This window comes from Maribacter sp. PR1, assembly GCF_028464145.1.
Classification (GTDB): Bacteria; Bacteroidota; Bacteroidia; order Flavobacteriales; family Flavobacteriaceae; genus Maribacter.
In genome coordinates this window covers 189,245-210,147 of record NZ_JAQPCG010000006.1, presented here as the reverse complement: position 1 = coordinate 210,147, position 20,903 = coordinate 189,245, and the positions used below count along the sequence as shown (strand labels likewise).

Sequence of the window (20,903 nt, the reverse complement as noted above, 5' to 3'; positions counted from 1 at the left end):
ACCATGACCTAATTATGTAGGTGTAGCCTTGAATTTAGTTATTGCCTAGAGAAAATCTATAATTATGGTATCCCTATAATCTAGGCCTAAAAGCGTTGCCGCACCACCCACTGTTTTTAGATTACTTCTGAAAATGGCCAATTCTATATAGTTGGAGGAATTAAATAATGCGAGCAAGTCACCGTCACCCTTGCGCCTACTTTTTTCGACAGAATAGTCCACAATATCCGTGTAGGCCTTATGTATTATTTTTATTTTATGATTTCGCACCAATAATTCGAAGTCACGCCCTTTTTTGTAAGCTTCAAAAAGGTGTTTCTGAATATTGGTTACCACATTACCATAATTATCAATATAGATGACGCTACCAATTATTTTTTTGCCATCGTCCACTATTCTTGGAATAAATTCTTTGAGTTCCTTGAGTTCGGAAAAGGGTTTTCCCACTACTTCCAGCGTGCCGCCACGGGCAATATGACAGGCCACTTGAACAAAAACGCTTAATACGGGGAAAGAACCGTGAAAGGGATCTGGAATTTTTATCTCGAAAATTTTCTCTGGTTTTATTTCAGAGGTTATTAATCCAATGACGCCGGTATTTGCACCTATAAAGTAATGTCCATCGATAAGCACCGCAATGTGTTGGTTTTCCTCCGTAGCTTCCGAATCAATGCCTACAATATGTATAGAACCCTTAGGGAAACTGTGGTACGAGTTTTTTAAGATATAAGCACACTCCTGTATGTTGAACGGAGCAATGTCATGGGAAATATCAACAATTTTGGCGTCCGGTAATTCGCTATAAATAGAACCTTTCAGCACCCCAACAAAGTGGTCTTTCAATCCAAAGTCTGTAGTAAGGGTAATTATTGCCATGCAGCAATGTTGATATGTTTTTGGTTAGGCAAACTTAATTTTTACTTAAATTTGATATACAAAATTAAACAAAAAAACAGCCAAGCGAAATTAAACTTGGTGGAATTAAAATCTTCAAAATCCCACTATTTGAACGAAATCGTATTAGAACTCACCGAAGTCAATCCCAGAGAATTTTTTGGGCAACAAAATGAAAATATAGATCTTCTAAAAAAGTATTTTCCAAAACTAAAAATTGTTGCTAGGGGCAATAAAATAAAGGCCTATGGCGACGAAGACCAGTTAGAGGAGTTTGACAAACGTTTTGATATGCTTACGGAGCATTTCGTGAAGTATAACAAACTGGACGAAAACAGTATTGAACGTGTGCTTACTAGCGATGATTCAAAGGACTATCATGGTTCGGAAAAGAGTGGGGAAACCTTGGTTCATGGTGTAAGTGGACGACTCATTAAAGCGCAGACCGCTAATCAACGTAGGTTGGTGGATGCCGCTAAAAAATGCGACATGGTTTTTGCTATAGGCCCTGCAGGTACAGGTAAAACCTATACAGGTGTAGCTTTGGCCGTTAAAGCCTTGAAAGAAAAACAGGTCCGAAGAATTATATTGACCAGACCTGCTGTTGAAGCCGGAGAGAATCTTGGTTTTTTACCTGGTGATTTAAAGGAAAAGCTAGACCCTTACATGCAACCCTTGTATGATGCACTTAGGGATATGATACCTGCCGAAAAGTTGGCGCACTATATTGAGAATGGTACCATACAAATTGCTCCCATGGCTTTTATGAGAGGAAGAACCCTGGACAATGCCTTTGTTATTTTAGATGAAGCACAAAACACTACACATGCTCAAATGAAGATGTTCCTTACCCGAATGGGCAAGAACGCCAAGTTTTTGGTAACAGGGGACCCGGGTCAGATAGATTTACCAAGAAGAACCATTTCTGGGCTCAAGGAGGCCTTGCTTATACTTCAAAATTTGGAAGGTATTGAAGTGATATACCTGGATGATAAGGACGTAATCCGTCACAAACTGGTGAAAAAAGTAATAGACGCCTACAAAACTATTGAACATCAAAATTAGATTTAATGTCGAATACCATTTTTGATACCAATTTTACGTTTCCCAATCAGAAAAGCGTCTATAAAGGTAAGGTCAGGGAAGTTTATGCCCTCGAGGACGATAGGCTAATTATGATTGCCACCGACAGACTCTCGGCCTTTGATGTGGTCATGCCCAAAGGGATACCTTATAAAGGACAGATATTAAATCAGATTGCGACTAAAATGATGGTTTCAACAGCCGATATCGTTCCCAATTGGTTAATGGCCACTCCCGACCCTAATGTAGCCATAGGACATGCTTGTGAGCCTTTTAAGGTAGAGATGGTCATTAGAGGCTATATGTCTGGCCATGCAGCAAGGGAATACAAAGCTGGCAAAAGACTACTTTGTGGTGTTCCTATGCCAGAGGGTTTAAAGGAAAACGATAAATTTCCGACCCCAATGATCACTCCGGCAACCAAGGCGGAAATGGGAGATCATGATGAGGACATTTCCAAAGAAGATATTCTAAGACGAGGAATTGTATCCAAGGACGATTACGAGATTCTGGAAAAATATACTAGAGACCTGTTTCAGCGGGGAACAGAAATTGCCGCAGAAAGAGGGCTTATTTTGGTGGATACTAAATATGAGTTCGGAAAAACTAAGGAGGGTAAAATTGTTTTGATAGACGAAATTCATACTCCAGATTCATCGCGTTATTTTTATGCGGATGGTTATCAACAAAGACAGGATAAAAATGAACCTCAAAAGCAATTGTCCAAGGAGTTTGTTAGGCAATGGCTCATTTCCAATGGATTTCAAGGATTGGAGGGACAAAAAGTACCGCCAATGTCTGATGAATATATTGAATCCGTATCGGAACGATATATAGAGCTGTATGAGAATATAACAGGTGAGGCCTTTATAAAAGCAGATACGGAGCATATCAATGACCGTATTGAGACAAATATCCTAAACTATTTGAACAAGGCTTAATTACCTCAAATTTTTCAAGGACAACACTTTCTTTTCTTTGATTTTGGAAAGTATTTTCACAAAAGCTAAAGCTGTGATATAGGCATCTCCCAAGGCCGTATGTCTATCTTTTTTTGATATCGAATACTTTTCAGCTAAATCATCCAAGGAATAGTGTTCTTGCGGCTGAACAAGATAGGACTTAATCAATGTTTTTTTATACAAAACTCCGGTATCCAAGCATTTGTTCTTTAGTTTGGGAAGTCCCAAGCGTTTTAAGGCATTATTGATCATTCCTATATCAAACCCAGCGTGGTGAGCCACTATGACATTATTCCCAACATATTCAAGGAATTTTTGAATTGCAAATTCTTCGGAGGTACAATTGTGTTTGCTGTTATTTAAAATACCATGTATGGCTACACTTTTTTCATTAAACTTTTTCTGTTCGATATAAACATCGAAAATATCATCAACATGTATTTGGTTGTTCTTTAATTTAAGTGCACCAATTGATAGTATTCTATCCTGAATTTTATCAAAACCTGTGGTTTCCGTGTCAAGAACTACAAAGGTTAGTTCATCGAAATTTTTAGGTAAGGGGTTCTTAAACATCCTGGCATAAGTGTTCCAGTACTCTGGAAGATTAGAAAACCTATTAAGTATACCCATCAACCCAATATATTAGCAACTTTAAAACGGATAGAAATTACGTCCTGGATTTCTTTGATCGCTTTGAACGTTCTTTTCAGTTTCATTTTTTCCTCTTTTGTCAGGGATTCCAATTCGATGAATCGACCGGAGTCGTGATGTAGTAAACCTTGTTTGGTTCTAAATTTTAGTAGGGCCTTGGTAGCATAAGAACAGGCAAGATAGAGTTCTTTATTATTGGGTTCCAGTTCTGCTAATTTCTCATAACGTTCCCATGTATTACTGATTCCTTTTACCGAATGGGATAGAACCAATACACGAGCAGCATCGATTAGGGGGCGTAACGCCCTGTTCTTCAAATCGAAAAAGTCTTTATGCTGTCCATCCTGCTCCACGAGAAATGACCTAAAAAATCCAGAAGGAGACGGACTTTGCAAAGCGCCATTCGCAATATGTACCAAAAATATGGGATACTTCTTCACGTTGGAAAAAATATGTTCGGACATTTGGTTCAATAAATCACGTTCTCCGTAGGCGAGACTGTAATCGAAAAATATAGATGACATTAATACCTCGTTTGGGCCGGGGTTAATAATCCAATAGGACAGTTTGTTTTTCCACTCCTTAAGGCTAAGGCACCATTTAGGATTGGATGCCATCATTTCGGCAGGGCAATATTCATAGCCAATTTTATGGAGTCCTTTGGTGACTTTTTGCGAAAGCTTTAGAAAATACCCTGTAGTCTTGGGAAGCTCTTCATCGGAAACATCCTCGAAAACCAGTGCATTGTCTTGGTCCGTATGTAACAACTGTTCGCCACGTCCCTGGCTACCCAAGGCAAGCCAAGCAAAACTTACCGGAGGTAGAGACTTCATTTTTTTTAAGGAAATTTGGATAACCTGTTTTATGCAGGTATCATTTAATTCCGAAATTATTTTGGAAGTAAGTGCCATGGGTAGATTCTGTTCCAAATAACCATTTAATAGCATCATGATGCTTTTTCGCAGTTCCTTAACCTGCTTAATTTTTTCTGCTCGTTTTATGGCCTTGACAATAACCGCTGGATTGTCTCCAAGCGAAACCATAATATCATTCTTCGAAACCATGCCAACAGGTGCGCTGTTTGCAGTTCCATCCTTGGTAAGTATTAAATGGCTTATATCGCTTTTCATCATTGCCATTTGGGCTTGCGCTATGGTAATTTTTGGCGGATAAGTGATTACCGGTGATGACATAATACCCTTTACGGTTGAAGTGATAGGGACACTTCCGGTTACTACTTTGTTTCTTAAGTCTTTATCCGTGACAATACCGACTGGTAGTTCTTTATCGCAAATGAGTATGGAGCCGATTCGGTTTTTGGTCATTTTTTCCGCTGCTTTCTGTATGGTCGTTCTGGGACTGCATGTCACTAACTTTTTAGAATATCTAACAGGTTGAAAATCATCGATAACTAGGTTTCCCTGCGAATTAATACTTGTAGATACCCCGGTTCTATTAAATTTTGGAGCTTGATTATAGGGGTTTCTAGTATTTGAAGCGAAACTTTCCGTTAGAAAATTGGAGACCCTAGAGTCTGACTCAATAATTGGACGAAAAGCAGATATTGGGATGGCATAAATAATGGATTCTTCATAGGCCAACGCTTCTAGTTTATAGTTCTCTTTGGCTATCAAGGGGCGTAAACCAAAAATATCTCCTTCATCACAGTAATCCGAGATTGATTTTGTATTCGGGTTACTGAGCTCAATTGCTCCCTTGTGAACGACATAAAAATGGGGATGTGGACTTTCGTCCAAGGAAAAAACCCTACTACCCTTTTCTTTATAGATAATGGATACTTCTTGGGAAAGTTTGTCCAGTAGGATTTTATCCATTATGTTGAACGGAGGAAAATTCTTCAAGAAATCCGCAACGCGTTCGGAAATAAGATTTTTCATTCTGGTCAGATAATTAAATTTCCCGATTAACAGTCGCTTAAGAAAACACCAACTGCCAAGCCTCCTTCAGAGGTTTCCTTATATTTTGAACTCATGTCCTTGGCTGTTTCCCACATCGTTTGTACCACTTTGTCCAAAGGTACTTTTGCTTCGGATGGGTCGGAACCCAAAGCTAACTCCGTCGCATTGATGGCCTTGATGGCCCCCATGGAATTACGTTCAATACAAGGGATTTGAACCAGCCCGCCAATGGGGTCGCAGGTAAGCCCTAAGTGATGTTCCATCGCTATTTCTGCGGCCATTAAAACTTGTTCGGGCGTACCTCCCAATAGTTCGGTCAAGGCTCCAGCTGCCATGGCCGAAGACACTCCAATTTCTGCCTGGCAACCGCCCATGGCTGCAGAAATGGTTGCTCCCTTTTTAAAAATACTTCCAATTTCTCCTGCAACCAAAAGAAATTGTTTAATGTGCTCAAAATTTCCAGCATGATTTTCAATGACCATATAATACATGAGTACAGCAGGAATAACACCTGCACTACCATTGGTCGGAGCGGTTACGACCCTTCCCAAGGAGGCATTGACCTCATTGACGCTCAAAGCGAAACAACTTACCCATTGTAATATTTGCCTGAATTTGACTTCTGTTTGTCGTATAGATTGTAGCCACTCCTCAGGATTAGCATAGGGAAGGTCACCCATAAGCTTGCTATGCATTTCGAATGCCCTTCTCTTAACGTTTAGGCCACCGGGGAGCTTTCCTTCCGTGTGGCATCCGGTATACATACATTCGAGCATGGTATTCCAGACTCTTTTTATTTGATAATCTATTTCTTGGTCCGATCGCAATGATCTTTCGTTGGCCAATACTATTTCCGAAATATTTTTTGAGGCTTTACTACAAGCTTCCAATAATTCTTTTCCATTTTCGATGGGGTAGGGGAAAGTACTAAAAGCAATATCCTTTTTTTTGGCATTTTTACGTTCTTCGACCACAACAAAACCGCCTCCAATAGAGTAATAGGTTTTGGATATTTTTTTACCGCTTTCCAGAACGGCTTGAAACTTTAGTCCGTTGGCATGAAAGGGTAAGAATTTTTTATGGAAAACGATATCTTCATCCGGATTGAAATTTAGTTTTTTTTCTCCTCCAAAAATTAGAATGTGGGTGTTTTTGACCTCTTGTACCATCGTATTTATATCCTCAATGGGGATAATTTCAGGGTCAGTTCCCAAAAGCCCTAGTATTATGGCATAATCCGTGGCATGCCCTTTTCCCGTTAAGGACAAGGAGCCATATACATTGGCCCTAATGGTTACCACAGCATCAAAGAGACCGTCCTTTCTCAATTCGGATATCCACCGTTCGGCAGCACGCCAAGGCCCCAATGTATGGGAGCTGGAAGGGCCAATGCCGATTTTGAGCATGTCAAATATACTTATGCTTTCTCTTTGCAACATATCCTTTATTCTAGTCAAATACTAATGTACAAAGTTAGATTGAGGAAGTTGTCGTTTTCAATTTTGATTTATTTAAAACCACTAGTAGAAAGACGAATTAAATGAATAAATGACATCCTGTCAGTTTTTGTCCCTTGGCATATTGTTTGTCATTTGTACAGTGATTGAAAAATTAAGCACTTAAATTTTAAAACATATAAAATGAGTAAGATTATTGGAATAGATTTGGGTACTACCAACTCTTGCGTTTCCGTTATGGAAGGTAATGAGCCAGTAGTAATTCCAAATGCAGAAGGTAAAAGAACAACACCATCCGTTATTGCTTTTGTGGAGGGTGGTGAGATAAAGGTCGGTGACCCTGCAAAAAGACAGGCGGTTACCAATCCCCATAAAACGATATACTCCATAAAGCGATTTATGGGGAATAAATTTTCCGAGTCGGAAAAGGAAGCAAAAAGAGTACCTTATAAAGTAACTAAAGGAGATAACAATACCCCTCGTGTTGATATTGATGGTCGTTTGTACACCCCACAAGAATTATCTGCCATGATTCTTCAAAAAATGAAGAAGACCGCAGAGGATTATTTGGGGCAAGATGTTACCCGTGCGGTAATTACCGTACCAGCATACTTTAATGACTCGCAACGTCAGGCAACCAAAGAAGCGGGAGAAATTGCAGGATTGACTGTAGAACGTATTATTAATGAGCCTACGGCTGCATCCTTGGCCTATGGTTTGGATAAAAAGGATAAAGATCAAAAAGTTGTCGTATTTGACTTTGGTGGTGGTACACATGATGTATCCATATTAGAATTGGGTGATGGTGTTTTTGAGGTACTTGCTACGGATGGTGATACCCATTTGGGAGGAGATGATGTTGACCAAAAAATTATCGATTGGTTAGCCGAGGAATTTAAGGCCGAAGAAAGTTTGGATCTACGAGATGACGCTATGGCATTGCAAAGGTTGCGTGAAGCAGCTGAAAAGGCTAAAATAGAGCTTTCATCGTCAGCGCAAACCGAAATCAACTTGCCATATGTTACGGCAACAGCTTCTGGACCTAAACACTTAGTACGTACTTTGACAAGGTCTAAGTTCGAGCAATTGATTGCCGATTTAGTAAAAAGAACGATTCAACCCTGTGAAACAGCTTTGAAAGCTGCAGGACTTTCTAAAAGTGATATCGATGAAATCATTCTAGTAGGTGGATCCACAAGAATCCCTGCCGTACAGGAAGCCGTTGAGAAGTTTTTTGGTAAGAAACCTTCCAAAGGCGTTAACCCAGATGAGGTTGTTGCTATAGGTGCAGCTATACAAGGTGGTGTTTTGACCGGCGATGTTAAAGATGTATTGTTATTGGATGTAACACCGCTTTCATTAGGTATTGAAACTATGGGAAGTGTAATGACCAAGTTAATTGAGGCCAATACGACTATACCTACGAAGAAGTCACAAGTATTCTCAACGGCGGCAGACAATCAGCCTTCGGTAGAAATACATGTACTTCAGGGAGAGCGACCAATGGCTGCGGATAACAAAACAATTGGTAAGTTCCACTTAGACGGTATTCCACCAGCTCCAAGAGGAACACCTCAAATCGAAGTGACTTTTGATATCGATGCCAATGGTATTATAAAAGTTTCCGCTACGGACAAGGCTACTGGAAAATCCCAGGATATTAGAATTGAAGCTTCTTCAGGATTAACGGAAGAGGAAATCAAAAAGATGAAAGCCGAGGCTGAAGCGAATGCGGAAAGCGATAAAAAAGCGAAGGAAACAGCTGATAAATTGAACGAGGCAGATGGAATGATTTTCCAAACGGAAAAGCAACTTTCTGAATTTGGGGATAAACTGTCCGATGACAAGAAAAAACCCATTGAGGATGCACTTGCTGAATTGAAAACAGCTTATGAGTCCAAAGATTTAGCGGTTATTACCCCAGCTTTGGATAAAATTAACGAAGCTTGGAAAGTAGCTTCCGAAGAGATGTATAAGGCTCAAGCCGAGGCACAACAAGGTGCGGGAGATCCTGCTCAAGGAGAACCGACAGCGGATAGTGGTGATGCATCTGAAGGAGACAATGTTGAGGACGTTGACTTCGAAGAAGTGAAATAAATCCTAAGTATCTCAATATTAAAAGGAGCGGCACTAGTCGCTCCTTTTTTATTTTTGGAATGTAATTTGTTTCGGTTGGTAATTGACTTAGTTTTGTGCTATGATAAAAAAAATCGTTTATACTTTTTTGTTGGGATTGTTGGCACTCCCATCATTTTCCCTGGCCCAAGAAGTGAAAATATTCAGCTTGGCGGATTTTGATTTGAAAGATAGTGTAAAGACGTGCCTTGTAAGTACCAAGTACGGCAAGGAAGAGTACGATTTTAATAGAAAAGGACTTCTGATAAAATCGGTAACGCGTTACAGCGATACGGATTACGATGTGGTTTATTATAAGTATAAGGATAGTATGCTTTTGGAAAAAAGATCAGAAACCTATAGGGACAATAAGTTTGACCCCAGTACTTCTATAGCCCATTTTTTTGAATTGGATACAACGGAGAATAGACAGGTTACAGAGAAAATTATTTCTTATGATAAGGAGTTTTTAGACCAATATATCTATACCTATGATGAAAATGGAGATCTTACTAAAATGGTAAGAACCAATAATGAAGGTACGGATGAAACCTTGGTAGAATATAAAAAGTATAAGGGAGAGTTTACAATTACCTATTTATTGAACGAGGTTCCCTTAAAGTCGATCAGAACCTCTACTCAGAAAAAAAATGGGAACACTCAAAAAGTAGTGCTCACAAAGGAATTTTTAAAAGGTGAGGCCAATAAGGCCTATGAAGAAGTTTTTAATCCAGAAGGATTATTGTTGGCACAACAAGAGTTCGATTATAATGAAGATAAAAATAAATTTGTACCCACAATAAGAACTACGTATGGCTATGATGAAAATGGAATGCTAGTAGAAGAAACTAAGAGAGGTGAAAATGTATTGGACAAAAAAGAGTATATCTATCAATATGATAAAGAATCAGGGGGGAATTGGATCAAGCAAATTATTACTCCAGAAAACGCCTACACTACTAGAAAGATAACCTATTATAAATCGAAGGAAAAGAAGGGGAAAGAATAGCTTATTTCAGTGTTTTTATCCATTCTTCTTTTAATAGGCCGTAACAACATGTATTGCGCTTATAACCATCAAGCAGATATACGTTTTTTCTTAAGACACCTTCTAAACTGCACCCTAGTTTTTCAACTGCCTTTCTGGATTTTATGTTCCGTTCATCTATCCGGAATTCCACTTTTTCAAACCCCAAATCCATAAAAGCATAGTGTAAAAGTAAATCCTTCATTTGGGTATTTAGACCCGTCCCTTGAAATTCTTTTCCTATCCATGTGGAGCCGATATGTAGGACTTTATTTCTCCAATCTATATTCATATATCGGGTACTTCCTGCGTACTTGCCCAACTGTTTATCATAAATAATAAAGGGAATCGAGGATTTTTCTTCTTTCTGCTTCAGTGATAATGTTACGTAGTTCTTTAGCGCTACAGGTGTTTCAATATCAGAAGGAGAATATTGCACCAATTTTTCTTCAGAAGCGATTGGAATTAATTGTTCATAGTTTTCCATGGTTAGGGGTGATAATCTCACCCTTTCATTTTCGAGAGTTACTTCCATATCAGTCTGCAAAAGAGTTTATAATTTCTTTTTTTATTTCGTGTCCGCCATCAAATGTAATTCGTTTTGCTTGTCCTTTAAAAAGGACATCCAACTTATTCGATTCTTCTTCAAGCCTATTCTTGTTAAGGTATTCATCTTTTGTACCGAGAATCATCGATATTTCAGTTCCATTTGCAATTAAGCTTTCAAAGTCTTTTACTGTTAATTCATTAGGCAACCCCCCTGCATACAAAATCAATTTTTTACATTTCAAATCTGTTTTCGCTATAAGTCTCGTGGCTATGGATACCCCTTGGGAAAACCCAAAAATTATCAAGTTGCATGCTTCGGGAATGTTTTCACTCTCCAAAACTTTATTAATATAATTCAAAACATTTTCAGTTTCTTGCAGGGTATCCACTCTAGTTAGCCAGCTTGCCCCAACATGTCTATATTGATTGTTTAGATAGTACTTTGAAGGTGCTTGAGGGGCTATTATATAATTTTCCTTACTGTCCAATTCATCGAAATATCTGAGAAAGTATTTACTTAAAAATCCTATACCATGAAAGACCAACCAAACATTCTTGGTCTGTGGGCCAAGTTTATTAAGTGTTTCGTAGGAGTTGGAATGTTCATAAGTAACTTGTTTTATAGTAGTATTCATAAATCTAATATCTAAGGTTGATGCTCTTGCTATTGTATTCATTAATTTTACAATAAAAAATAATGAGCGAACACAAAGATAAGATACTTGATGTGTGCAATGCATCTTCCAAAAATACCATGATGGAGACCTTGGACATAAAGTATGTGGATGTCGGAGAGGATTTTTTAATAGCCCAAATGCCGGTTAACGCTCGGGTGCACCAGCCGGATGGAGTACTTCACGGAGGTGCTATGGTTGCTTTGGCCGAAAGTGTAGGGAGTATGGCCTCTTACATTTTTTTGAATGCTTCTGAGTTCTTTGTACGCGGAATCGAAATTTCAGCAAATCATGTAAGAAGTATAAAAGAGGGGTTTGTTTATGCCAAGGCTACTTTTATTCATAAAGGAAGAACCACACAGGTATGGGATATTAGAATTACCAATGAAGAAGATCAGTTGATATCCATATGTAAGTTGACCACTATTGCCCTGCCAAAAAAATAACATGGTTTCATTCATTTTTGAGAAAGCCCAAAATCAGTTTAATCAACAACTGCCATTTGTTCTTTACAGGAAACCTAAGGAACAGCTGTTAAAGGGTATCTTTCAGCGTGACGACCTGCTGCATACCGTAGGGGATTTTACAGAAAAGGGCTTTGTCCTTGCCCCATTTGATGATACCGAAAAACCCACACTGATCAAGCCTGATGAAATGGTAAAGGAACCCATTGAAGAATGGAATTTGAATGCTGTAACTAAAAACCCAAGCATTTCCAATAACGAAGAAGAGAAGAAAGGGTTTGAATCTTTAGTTGAAAAAGCTATTGAAGTCATCAGAAAAAAAGAATTGGAAAAAGTGGTGGTTTCTAGAAAAAAGGAAGTGCAAGTAGCTATTTCCGCTATTCATATATTTAAGAAATTGGTGTATACCTATAACAATGCATTATGCTATGTGTGGTATCATCCAAAAGTTGGAGTTTGGTTAGGGGCTACGCCAGAAATTTTAGTAAAAACTGTTGGCACTTCCTTTACGACCATGTCATTGGCGGGTACTCAAGTTTTCGATGAAAATATAGTAAATCCAGAATGGGGAAAGAAAGAACTCCACGAGCAACAATTAGTAACGGACTATATTGAACAAGTTTTACAGGGAAAAACCAAGGCCTTGAAAATAGGTGATCAAGAATCTACGAGGGCGGGTAAGCTTTGGCATCTTAGAACTAAGATATCCGGCAATTTCGAAAGAGATGGTTTGGGTAAATTAATAAGATCGCTTCACCCAACCCCTGCAGTTTGTGGAATCCCCAAAAAAAACGCTAAAGATTTTATATTGAAGAATGAAAACTATAATCGTTTGTTCTACACCGGTTTTTTGGGCGAACTGAATTTTAAACAGGAGCAATCCAGAAATATCAACCTCAAAAATAAAGAAAATAGTGCCTATAAATCAGTCCTTACCAGAACGGAACTATATGTAAACCTCCGTTGCATGCAGTTAAACAAGGGATTGGCCACGTTATATGTAGGTGGTGGAATAACCTGGGGATCAGAACCCCAGAAGGAATGGGAGGAAACAGAAAACAAAAGTGAAACGATATTAAAAGTTCTTTCGGATTAACCCCAAAGCTATTGGTTTAAGACACTCAGAGGTCTTATTTTTGTAGTCCATGAATTACTCAACAATACCCGTAGCCCAATCGATTATTGGGCATTGCAAGGCCAATGGGATAAATAACATCGTCATTTCTCCAGGTTCCAGAAATGCTCCTTTGACACTTTCATTTACAAACGATCCTTTTTTTAAATGTTTTAGTATTGTAGATGAACGATGCGCTGCTTTTTATGGAATGGGAATGGCACAACACTTAGATAGGCCAGTTGTTTTGTTATGTACTTCTGGAAGTGCCTTATTAAACTATTACCCGGCGATAGCGGAGGCATATTACAGTGAGATTCCATTAATAGTTATTTCAGCGGATAGACCTTCCTATAAAATTGATATTGGTGATGGGCAGACTATTCGACAGGAAAATGTATATGAAAAACACATAGGGTATTCTGCCAATTTAAAACAAGACCTGATACATGCAACCGAAAGGATCAATCGATATAGTCCATCTTGGTTAGCGGATGATGATCTTAATCAACTGCAAATAGAAGTTCAGACCCACAATGATCTAGAATTAAGTACGTCATTAACAGTTGCATTTCAACAACAATTACCTATTCATATCAATGTTCCCATGGAGGAACCTTTATATGATACGGTGGAAATTGACTTAGCACTCCCAAAAGCTGTTGATTTTAAAAGAATGGATTCGGAAATAATTCCAAGTAGTTTTCGGGAAACGTGGAAGAACGCTAAGCGAAAAATGGTATTGGTAGGAGTTAATAACCCCAATTTATTGGAAGAGGATATTTTAGAGGCATTAGGGAGTGATTCTTCTGTGATAGTTTTTACGGAGACCACCTCAAATATGCACCATCCAAACTTTTTTACCAGTATAGACTCTATTTTGGCACCGATCGAATTAAGCGAAAAAAAGGATGAATTATTCAAGGATTTAAAACCTGATATTTTGCTGACCTTCGGAGGTCATGTGGTTTCCAAAAAAGTGAAGGCTTTTCTTCGAGAATATGAACCAAAACATCATTGGCATGTTGGATATACCAAAGCCAATGATACCTACTTTTGTTTGGAAAAACATGTTAAAACTTCAGTTAACAAATTCTTCGAAAGCATCTATGCGGAATGGTCAGAATCACCATCCAATTATTTTAAACTTTGGGATAAGGTTAGATTAATATACCAAATTAAAAGGGAGGAATATTTGAGTCAGGTTCCATATTCCGACTTCTTGGTTTTTGATAGGGTTTTAAAGTCAATACCAGAGGAGTATCAATTACATTTAGCCAATAGCTCTACAATAAGATATACGCAATTATTTCCATTAAGTCCCTCATTAAAAGTGTTTTGTAATAGAGGGGCCAGTGGCATTGATGGTAGTACATCTACTGCAATTGGAGCATCTGTTAATGAGGCAACACCAACACTATTAATTACTGGAGATCTTAGCTTTTTTTATGACAGTAATGCTTTGTGGAACGATTATATAAGAAAGGATTTCAGAATCATTCTTATAAATAATGGGGGAGGAGGTATTTTCAGAATTCTACCCGGTCGTAAGGATTCAGATTCGTATGAGCGTTTTTTTGAAACCAAACATAAATTAAATGCTTCGTCTTTATGCGACATGTACAATTTAAAATATGATTCCGCTTCAGATGATATTTCACTGCGAAATTCTCTGGAGGGTTTCTACAATACCTCCGATAAACCTAAACTTTTAGAAATATTTACCCCTAGGGTAATAAACAATAAAATTTTGACAGACTATTTTCATTTCATATCTTAGGGAAAATATTAACTATTAACTTTTTAAGACACTACAAATTATGAGTAAAAGAGACGAGCTTATTGAAAAATATGCAGCTGACATCAAGGATAAATTCGGTGAAAGTGCAGACATGGATTTGCTTACCAAAGTAACTGTTGGTTTAGGACCTTCCATTTATAACCTTGACGCCTCCAAAGTGTCGGGAGGTGATGAGAAAGAACTGGAAACCGTAAAAAACAATTATTTAATTAAAAAATTAGGTCTTAGTGACGGGCCACAACTTATGGAGGCCATAAAAAGTGTTATGGATAAGTACGGTTCATCGAACAAAAATAAATATAGAGCTGTTGTATACTACATGTTATGCAAGCATTTTAACAAAGCTTCGGCCTATTAGAAAGTCATTTTTAACCATATCAAAAAGCTGTTTCCTAAGAAACAGCTTTTTTATTTAGTATATATACCACGGCCTACCGCTTAATTGACGTAATTTTGTAGCATGATTGAAATCGGTATAAAAAACAACTTAAAAATTTTAAGGGATACCAGTGTGGGTCTCTTTCTTGGGGATGAAGAGGGGAATGATGTTCTTTTGCCGAACAAATATGTGCCCGAATCCTACGAAATTGGTGAAGAAATTGAAGTTTTTTGCTATTTGGATTATGATGAAAGGCCAGTAGCAACAACCTTGGAACCAGACATCATGTTGGGCGAGTTCAGGTTGTTAGAAGTCGCTGAAGTTAATGAGTTCGGCGCTTTTATGGATTGGGGCCTTGAAAAGCACTTATTGGTGCCGTTTAGGGAGCAACGGAGTAAAATGAAACAGGGACAGTGGTATGTGGTACATTGTTACCTGGATGAAAAAACGGGTAGATTGGTTGCATCGAACAAACTGGACAAATTTTTAAACAATGATAACCTTCATCTTAAAGAGTGGGATGAAGTAGATTTGGTGGTCACTAGACAAACAGATTTGGGATGGGAGGTTATTGTAAACGAAAAGCACAAAGGTTTGGTCTATTTCAATGAAGTTTTTAAAACTGTGAATATTGGGGATGTCATTCCGGGATGTGTAAAGAAAATAAGGAAGGACAATAAAATTGATATTTCATTACAACCTTTGGGAGAAAGGGTTTTGGAACCTGCAGCAAATAAAATATTTACGGTTTTAAAGGAGAATGGAGGTTATTTGCCTTTACATGACAAGTCGGACCCTGAAGAAATTAGGGATATGCTTCAAATGAGCAAAAAGACTTTTAAAAAGGGTTTAGGAGCCTTGTACAAAGCCAGGAAAGTGACCTTGGAAGACGATGGAATAAATTTGGCGGAGTGATTTGGTGTTATAAGAAAATGCTTAAATATCTGGATTTCAATTTATTATTTAGAATATAGTCCAGTTATTTTTTGTTTAACTTACCGTTAATCCTATTTTTGTTGCTTTGACCGAGATGAAGTTTAAATTCAACTCTTTTTTTAATTAAATTTAACGTACAATTTCGTATCTAAATAATAGCATATGCCCTTTATTGAAGAAAGTGATTTATTAGAGTTGCATAAAGACATAGATAAGGCACAAATAATCAATGAACGCCTTTTAGATCAAATAAAATTCAAGAACAAGGAACTTAAAAAAAGTAAGATACAGCGGAATATTTTTGCTGGTATCACTGCCTTTTTCTTAATTGGTGGACTTGCTTTAACCTCTTTTACTGCTGGATTAAATACATCAAGTTCATTGGATAAGCAAAATAATAATCTATTGGTGTCCATTGATAGTTTGGATGCGATAAAATCCAGAATTGATAATTTAAAAGCTCAAAACGATGAATTGAGCTTGGTCAAGGAGTTTTACTTGGCCAAAAAATTCTTGGAGAAAGAAAAAATTTATTCCGTTCAGGTAAAGTCTTTTGTTGACAACAACGTTACTCTTGCCTCTGAAGCGCTTACTAATACACTTTTTGTTAAAACAAATCCTTTTTATTCATACTCCCTTGGTAATTTTGAGACCTTGGAAGAAGCACAGTCTTTTAGAAAACAATTGGTGGATATTGGTTTTGAGGATGCGTTCGTTGCCTCGTATAAAGAAGGTAAAAGAGTGCAAATAGAAGATCCTTTTTAGTGTCCAAATTAAAGGCCTGGATAAGTGCTGCACGGCTTAGAACGCTACCACTTTCTATTTCCTGTATTTTGGTGGGTGCCGGACTCGCTCAATTTTATGGAAATTTTGATGCGACAATTTTTTGGTTGGCTATTTTAACCACCACGGGCTTTCAAATAACTTCAAATTTTGCCAATGACTACGGGGATGGAGTCAAAGGTACAGACAATCGAAATAGAATCGGTCCTAAAAGGGTACTACAGAGTGGCCTTCTTACACAAAAGTCATTAAAGAGAGGAATTATAGTTTTAATACTAATAGATCTACTTTTGGTTAGTGCACTACTGTATTTTGCATTCAATCAAAATGAGCTTATTTGGATAGTTTTTTTTCTTCTGTTGGGGGGATTTAGTATTTGGGCCGCGATAAAGTATACCATTGGAAGAAATGCCTATGGCTACAACGGCCTGGGTGATTTTTTTGTCTTTCTTTTCTTTGGTCTGGTTGGAGTTTTGGGAAGTCTGTTTCTCTTTTTAAAGTCTTTGCCTGTAATTTCCTTTTTACCTGCAATTTCCATCGGTCTACTAAGTGTGGGAGTATTGAACCTTAACAATCTTAGAGATCATAAATCCGATAAGGAATCCGGTAAAAACACGCTAGTTGTGAAAATGGGCTACAAAAATGGTAAAATCTATCATTACACAATACTCTTTGTTTCCTTTATTGCCCTATCCATATTTTTATACTTAACAGCGAAAGATTGGACAGGCTATATTAGTTTGCTTGCTTATATTCCTATTTTTATTCATTTAGTAAAGGTCAAAAAAATAAAAACTCCGGTTTTGCTAGACCCAGAACTCAAGAAATTGGCATTGAGCACTTTTTTTATGGCGGTACTCTTTTACTTTAGTTATTACAATTTTTTGTAGTTTTGGACGTTAACCCACTAAACCACTGACAATTTTGGAACAACCTATTAAAATTTTAATTGTAGAGGATAATGTAATCATTGCGGATGATATGCAGTCCATGTTAGAGGAAATTGGTTATGAAATTGTAGATAATGTTATCGTTTATGAGCAAGCTGTTGAGGTACTGAAAACACAGCAGGTAGATCTTGTGCTTATTGATATCATTCTTGCCTCCGACAAAACAGGAATCGATTTAGGGAAACATATACGAGCGAACTACGATATCCCATTTATCTTCGTAACCTCAAACTCCGACCGAGCCACGGTTGAAAATGCAAAAACCGTAAAGCCGAATGGATATCTGGTTAAGCCCTTTGAGCAACAGGATTTATATACTTCCATTGAAATTGCACTTTCAAATTTTATTTATGGTAAACAGGCATCTGGAAACGCCGAAAATAATGTAACGGATACCAATGAAGATGTTCCAATGAGCAATTCTATATTAAAGGATTCTATTTTTGTTAAAAAACAACATCTTTACTATAGAATTCAGTTTGGGGATATTCAATTCATAAAGGCCGACAATGTTTACCTAGAAGTAAATACGGTAGACAAAAAGTTCCTAGTGCGATCACCGCTAAAGGATTACTTGGAGAAATTACCACAAAACAAGTTTTATAGGGCCCATAAGTCCTATATCGTTAATGTTGATCATATAGATGCGATTAACTCCAAGGATATTATGATCAATAATACCCTCATTCCAATCTCAAAAGACTTTAAGGAGTTTATCATTTCTGCAATGAATTCTTAGTCCGTTTAGAATTCAAGAATTTTCCATAATCATTTATGTGACTATGGCGATATAATTGTGCTTCGATAAAATGTACAAAAAATCCGTTGAAAAGATTAATTTTCCGTCGAAGTACACTTACACAACAAAAAATTGGCATTATACAACAATAATCATCTACTGGATTTTCTTAGTGATATTTTTGTAATGAAGGTTTTGGAAAATAATCTTTGGAGAGGATTTAGGTGGCCTTAAATGGTTAAAGGCCAATTTTTAGTATTTACGGACGTTTTTCAGTTGATTTCCTCAAGTTTTTATTCCCATTAACCTTCAATAGAATCATTGTAGACACAGTATAGGTTTCAATCGATTTTAGCTTAACATCATTACGGCTACACAACAAAAATTTAATTACTCAAAGCAATTAAATTAAGTTTGTAGAATTGTTTTGGACATGATATGAAAAAACGCTTTTCGGTAATAATAGTTGGGATTATCTGCTTTTTATGCTCCTACCAAGAGGCAAAGGCACAAGAGGTTCTACCCCAAGACGAAAATTACTTTCAACAATTTAAAGAGCTTCCAGATTCTGAAACAAGAATTGATTTCTTCTTCAATAATTCTAATCGGTATAACCAAAACTCAGCCTATGACTGGTTAGATTCCGTCAATGTCTATTTAAATAGTTCTAAAAAAACTAATGATAGTATATCCGTTATAGATTATCAATTGATACAGTCCCAGATTTATTTTGATTTGGGCGATTATGAGAAGAGTTTGGCAATCGCAAAAGAGTTGTTTGATCGAATGGATAACTTTGAGTTGGAAAAAAAGACGCTTATCCTAAATTTAATGGATGCCGATTATTCTAAATTGGAGTTGTATGATAAACAGATTGAAATCCGTAGGTACAAAAGAGAAATTGGTCTCACCAAGAATGTTTCCTTTTATGATATTTATTCTAGTTTAGGTCAGCATCGCAAGGCGATGGAGGATTATATGACCGAGGAGAAAAGAAATGTGGAAGATGGTGATTTCTACGCTCAGGCCGTTTACAATAACAATATTGGAAATTATCTTCGTTTAGATAAATCAACACCCACTGCATTAAGTTACTTTAATAAGGCCAACGCCTTAATCGATGTTTATTTTAGTGATGTTATTAACAGTAAGACAACAAACCAAATAAATGAAGCTAATTACCTAAAAGGCGTTATTCTCGGGAATATTGGCAAATGTCATGTACAGTTAAAAGAATTTGAAAAGGCGATACCCTATTTGGACGAGAGTATCGAAATGATTAAAAAGTACAACACTGGGAAGTTCTCAACGGATTTGGTTGAGAATACCTTGGAGATAGCCGAGTGTTATCTACAACTCAATAATTATGAAAAGGCTACCGATTATCTTAGCGATGGTTTAACCCCTGTTAGAATTGAGAATATACTTAAAAGAAATAGACTGTATGCTGCTTATTATGATCGGACGGGAGACTTTAAAAGTGCTACGACTTATTTAAAACGAAATATTCGAATTAGGGATTCCTTGGACGTTAATGCTACTAATATAAAGAGTCAACAGTTGGAGTCCGTATTAAGTCAGGATTTGGAATATTCCAGAAAAATGATGGAGGTCCAAAAAGCCGATCTAGAGAAATCCAGGAACGAAATTTTAGAAAAGGATGAGCGAATAAACCTGGTTTTTATATCCTTGATTTTTACTTTGCTTGGCTTTTCCGGTCTGGTGTATGCCTACTTAAAGAGTATTAAAAACCAGCGATTGATAGCCGAACAAAAACATTTCATTGAAAATTCATTAATAGAAAAAGATTCCTTGTTGAAGGAAATACATCATCGCGTAAAAAACAATCTACAAATGGTTTCCAGTTTGTTGAGCTTACAAACGAAGAATACCAGAAGCAAGGCAGCCATTGTTGCTTTGGAAGAAGGGAAGAGTAGGGTTAAGGCGATGGCGTTAATTCATCAGAAACTATATCAAAATGAAGATTTATCCGTAATAGAGATGCAGGGGTACATCGAGAGCTTAATTAATAGTGTTCAGTCGGTATATAAAAAAGGAGGGCATAATATCAATATTACCATAGATGCGGAAGGAGTTGAGTTGGATATTGATCGAGCGATTCCCTTTGGTCTTATATTAAACGAATTGGTCTCAAACTCGTTTAAATATGCTTTTCCTCATGATGAAGAAAATGGTAAAATTTACATCCACCTTAGGAAGATACAAGACCAGGAAGGATTTTTTGAGTATACGGACAATGGAGTTGGGCTTCCTGAAGACTCTGATGAAAGAGCCAATTCCTCCATGGGAATTCGGTTAATGAATAGGCTTGCAAATCAGTTACAGACCACTTTAAATACAGATAGGACGGCCGAAGGCGTACGTTTTTGGTTTAACTTCAAATAA

General features: G+C 37.3%; 19 protein-coding genes. 13 read left to right on the top strand and 6 right to left on the bottom strand.

Translation table 11 applies throughout. From position 1 onward, the window contains the following. Nucleotides 1-45: 45 nt before the first annotated feature. Nucleotides 46-876 (bottom strand): SAM hydrolase/SAM-dependent halogenase family protein, encoded by an 831-nt coding sequence (locus PP182_RS13705; protein ID WP_272651831.1) that lies wholly within the window; start codon nucleotides 874-876, stop codon nucleotides 46-48. A gap of 129 nt (nucleotides 877-1,005) precedes the next feature. Between PP182_RS13705 and PP182_RS13700 the strand changes: the two genes are divergently transcribed. Together PP182_RS13700 and PP182_RS13695 are read left to right on the top strand one after the other, a co-directional pair. Next, the gene (locus PP182_RS13700; RefSeq protein ID WP_272651830.1) at nucleotides 1,006-1,959 is read left to right on the top strand and encodes a PhoH family protein; all 954 of its coding nucleotides are present in this window, start codon (nucleotides 1,006-1,008) and stop codon (nucleotides 1,957-1,959) included. 5 nt (nucleotides 1,960-1,964) lie between these two features. After that, nucleotides 1,965-2,918 (top strand): phosphoribosylaminoimidazolesuccinocarboxamide synthase, encoded by a 954-nt coding sequence (locus PP182_RS13695; protein ID WP_272651829.1) that lies wholly within the window; start codon nucleotides 1,965-1,967, stop codon nucleotides 2,916-2,918. Here PP182_RS13695 and PP182_RS13690 read toward each other — a convergent pair whose 3' ends face one another. From PP182_RS13690 to PP182_RS13680, 3 genes are read right to left on the bottom strand one after another with little or no spacing between them, the layout of a single operon-like run. Then, nucleotides 2,919-3,569, bottom strand: coding sequence for a 3'-5' exonuclease (locus PP182_RS13690; protein ID WP_272651828.1), 651 nt, complete (start codon nucleotides 3,567-3,569; stop codon nucleotides 2,919-2,921). Continuing rightward, nucleotides 3,569-5,488 carry a DUF294 nucleotidyltransferase-like domain-containing protein gene (locus PP182_RS13685; RefSeq protein WP_272651827.1) on the bottom strand — a complete coding sequence of 640 codons (1,920 nt, stop codon included), beginning with the start codon at nucleotides 5,486-5,488 and terminating at the stop codon, nucleotides 3,569-3,571. The genes PP182_RS13690 and PP182_RS13685 overlap by 1 nt, the downstream gene beginning before the upstream one ends. Nucleotides 5,489-5,514: 26 nt before the next feature. After that, nucleotides 5,515-6,948 (bottom strand): L-serine ammonia-lyase, encoded by a 1,434-nt coding sequence (locus PP182_RS13680; protein ID WP_272651826.1) that lies wholly within the window; start codon nucleotides 6,946-6,948, stop codon nucleotides 5,515-5,517. Nucleotides 6,949-7,149: 201 nt separating this feature from the next. Between PP182_RS13680 and dnaK the strand changes: the two genes are divergently transcribed. After that, nucleotides 7,150-9,063 carry a molecular chaperone DnaK gene (gene dnaK, locus PP182_RS13675; RefSeq protein ID WP_272651825.1) on the top strand — a complete coding sequence of 638 codons (1,914 nt, stop codon included), beginning with the start codon at nucleotides 7,150-7,152 and terminating at the stop codon, nucleotides 9,061-9,063. 100 nt (nucleotides 9,064-9,163) lie between these two features. After that, nucleotides 9,164-10,090 carry a hypothetical protein gene (locus PP182_RS13670; RefSeq protein WP_272651824.1) on the top strand — a complete coding sequence of 309 codons (927 nt, stop codon included), beginning with the start codon at nucleotides 9,164-9,166 and terminating at the stop codon, nucleotides 10,088-10,090. A gap of 1 nt (nucleotide 10,091) precedes the next feature. Here the strand turns inward: PP182_RS13670 and PP182_RS13665 are convergent, their stop codons facing one another. Both PP182_RS13665 and PP182_RS13660 read right to left on the bottom strand, forming a co-directional pair. After that, nucleotides 10,092-10,643, bottom strand: a complete 552-nt coding sequence (locus PP182_RS13665) for a GNAT family N-acetyltransferase (RefSeq protein WP_272651823.1) — start codon at nucleotides 10,641-10,643, stop codon at nucleotides 10,092-10,094. Between the two features lies 1 nt (nucleotide 10,644). Then, the gene (locus tag PP182_RS13660; RefSeq protein WP_272651822.1) at nucleotides 10,645-11,334 is read right to left on the bottom strand and encodes an alpha/beta hydrolase; all 690 of its coding nucleotides are present in this window, start codon (nucleotides 11,332-11,334) and stop codon (nucleotides 10,645-10,647) included. A gap of 20 nt (nucleotides 11,335-11,354) precedes the next feature. Between PP182_RS13660 and PP182_RS13655 the strand changes: the two genes are divergently transcribed. The 9 genes from PP182_RS13655 (at nucleotide 11,355) to PP182_RS13615 (ending at nucleotide 20,903) form a co-directional block, all read left to right on the top strand. Next, nucleotides 11,355-11,777 carry a PaaI family thioesterase gene (locus tag PP182_RS13655; RefSeq protein ID WP_272651821.1) on the top strand — a complete coding sequence of 141 codons (423 nt, stop codon included), beginning with the start codon at nucleotides 11,355-11,357 and terminating at the stop codon, nucleotides 11,775-11,777. Nucleotide 11,778: 1 nt separating this feature from the next. Further along, the gene (locus tag PP182_RS13650) at nucleotides 11,779-12,891 is read left to right on the top strand and encodes a chorismate-binding protein (protein WP_272651820.1); all 1,113 of its coding nucleotides are present in this window, start codon (nucleotides 11,779-11,781) and stop codon (nucleotides 12,889-12,891) included. Nucleotides 12,892-12,940: 49 nt separating this feature from the next. Continuing rightward, nucleotides 12,941-14,689: a 2-succinyl-5-enolpyruvyl-6-hydroxy-3-cyclohexene-1-carboxylic-acid synthase gene (gene menD / locus PP182_RS13645; protein ID WP_272651819.1), complete on the top strand. Its 1,749-nt coding sequence runs from the start codon at nucleotides 12,941-12,943 to the stop codon at nucleotides 14,687-14,689. A 40-nt stretch (nucleotides 14,690-14,729) separates the two neighbouring features. Beyond that, the gene (locus tag PP182_RS13640) at nucleotides 14,730-15,068 is read left to right on the top strand and encodes a DUF2853 family protein (RefSeq protein WP_272651818.1); all 339 of its coding nucleotides are present in this window, start codon (nucleotides 14,730-14,732) and stop codon (nucleotides 15,066-15,068) included. Nucleotides 15,069-15,170: 102 nt separating this feature from the next. Next, nucleotides 15,171-16,004: a CvfB family protein gene (locus PP182_RS13635; protein WP_272651817.1), complete on the top strand. Its 834-nt coding sequence runs from the start codon at nucleotides 15,171-15,173 to the stop codon at nucleotides 16,002-16,004. 183 nt (nucleotides 16,005-16,187) lie between these two features. Then, the gene (locus tag PP182_RS13630; RefSeq protein WP_272651816.1) at nucleotides 16,188-16,790 is read left to right on the top strand and encodes an SPOR domain-containing protein; all 603 of its coding nucleotides are present in this window, start codon (nucleotides 16,188-16,190) and stop codon (nucleotides 16,788-16,790) included. After that, the gene (menA, locus tag PP182_RS13625; RefSeq protein ID WP_272651815.1) at nucleotides 16,790-17,698 is read left to right on the top strand and encodes a 1,4-dihydroxy-2-naphthoate octaprenyltransferase; all 909 of its coding nucleotides are present in this window, start codon (nucleotides 16,790-16,792) and stop codon (nucleotides 17,696-17,698) included. The genes PP182_RS13630 and menA overlap by 1 nt, the downstream gene beginning before the upstream one ends. Before the next feature lie 34 nt (nucleotides 17,699-17,732). Continuing rightward, the gene (locus tag PP182_RS13620) at nucleotides 17,733-18,497 is read left to right on the top strand and encodes a LytR/AlgR family response regulator transcription factor (RefSeq protein ID WP_272651814.1); all 765 of its coding nucleotides are present in this window, start codon (nucleotides 17,733-17,735) and stop codon (nucleotides 18,495-18,497) included. Between the two features lie 438 nt (nucleotides 18,498-18,935). Next, entirely contained in the window at nucleotides 18,936-20,903 is a 1,968-nt protein-coding gene (locus PP182_RS13615) for a sensor histidine kinase (protein WP_272651813.1), read from the top strand.

Bases quoted from the DNA above. Each gene is read 5' to 3' on its own strand.
- PP182_RS13655 (WP_272651821.1), top strand. From the start codon at position 11,355: ATGAGCGAACACAAAGATAAGATACTTGATGTGTGCAATGCATCTTCC.
- PP182_RS13615 (WP_272651813.1), top strand. From the start codon at position 18,936: ATGAAAAAACGCTTTTCGGTAATAATAGTTGGGATTATCTGCTTTTTA.
- menD (WP_272651819.1), top strand. From the start codon at position 12,941: ATGAATTACTCAACAATACCCGTAGCCCAATCGATTATTGGGCATTGC.
- PP182_RS13685 (WP_272651827.1), bottom strand. From the start codon at position 5,488: ATGAAAAATCTTATTTCCGAACGCGTTGCGGATTTCTTGAAGAATTTT.
- PP182_RS13630 (WP_272651816.1), top strand. From the start codon at position 16,188: ATGCCCTTTATTGAAGAAAGTGATTTATTAGAGTTGCATAAAGACATA.
- PP182_RS13670 (WP_272651824.1), top strand. From the start codon at position 9,164: ATGATAAAAAAAATCGTTTATACTTTTTTGTTGGGATTGTTGGCACTC.
- PP182_RS13665 (WP_272651823.1), bottom strand. From the start codon at position 10,643: ATGGAAGTAACTCTCGAAAATGAAAGGGTGAGATTATCACCCCTAACC.
- PP182_RS13695 (WP_272651829.1), top strand. From the start codon at position 1,965: ATGTCGAATACCATTTTTGATACCAATTTTACGTTTCCCAATCAGAAA.
- dnaK (WP_272651825.1), top strand. From the start codon at position 7,150: ATGAGTAAGATTATTGGAATAGATTTGGGTACTACCAACTCTTGCGTT.
- PP182_RS13680 (WP_272651826.1), bottom strand. From the start codon at position 6,948: ATGTTGCAAAGAGAAAGCATAAGTATATTTGACATGCTCAAAATCGGC.
- PP182_RS13650 (WP_272651820.1), top strand. From the start codon at position 11,779: ATGGTTTCATTCATTTTTGAGAAAGCCCAAAATCAGTTTAATCAACAA.
- PP182_RS13640 (WP_272651818.1), top strand. From the start codon at position 14,730: ATGAGTAAAAGAGACGAGCTTATTGAAAAATATGCAGCTGACATCAAG.
- PP182_RS13660 (WP_272651822.1), bottom strand. From the start codon at position 11,334: ATGAATACAATAGCAAGAGCATCAACCTTAGATATTAGATTTATGAAT.
- PP182_RS13635 (WP_272651817.1), top strand. From the start codon at position 15,171: ATGATTGAAATCGGTATAAAAAACAACTTAAAAATTTTAAGGGATACC.
- PP182_RS13705 (WP_272651831.1), bottom strand. From the start codon at position 876: ATGGCAATAATTACCCTTACTACAGACTTTGGATTGAAAGACCACTTT.
- PP182_RS13690 (WP_272651828.1), bottom strand. From the start codon at position 3,569: ATGGGTATACTTAATAGGTTTTCTAATCTTCCAGAGTACTGGAACACT.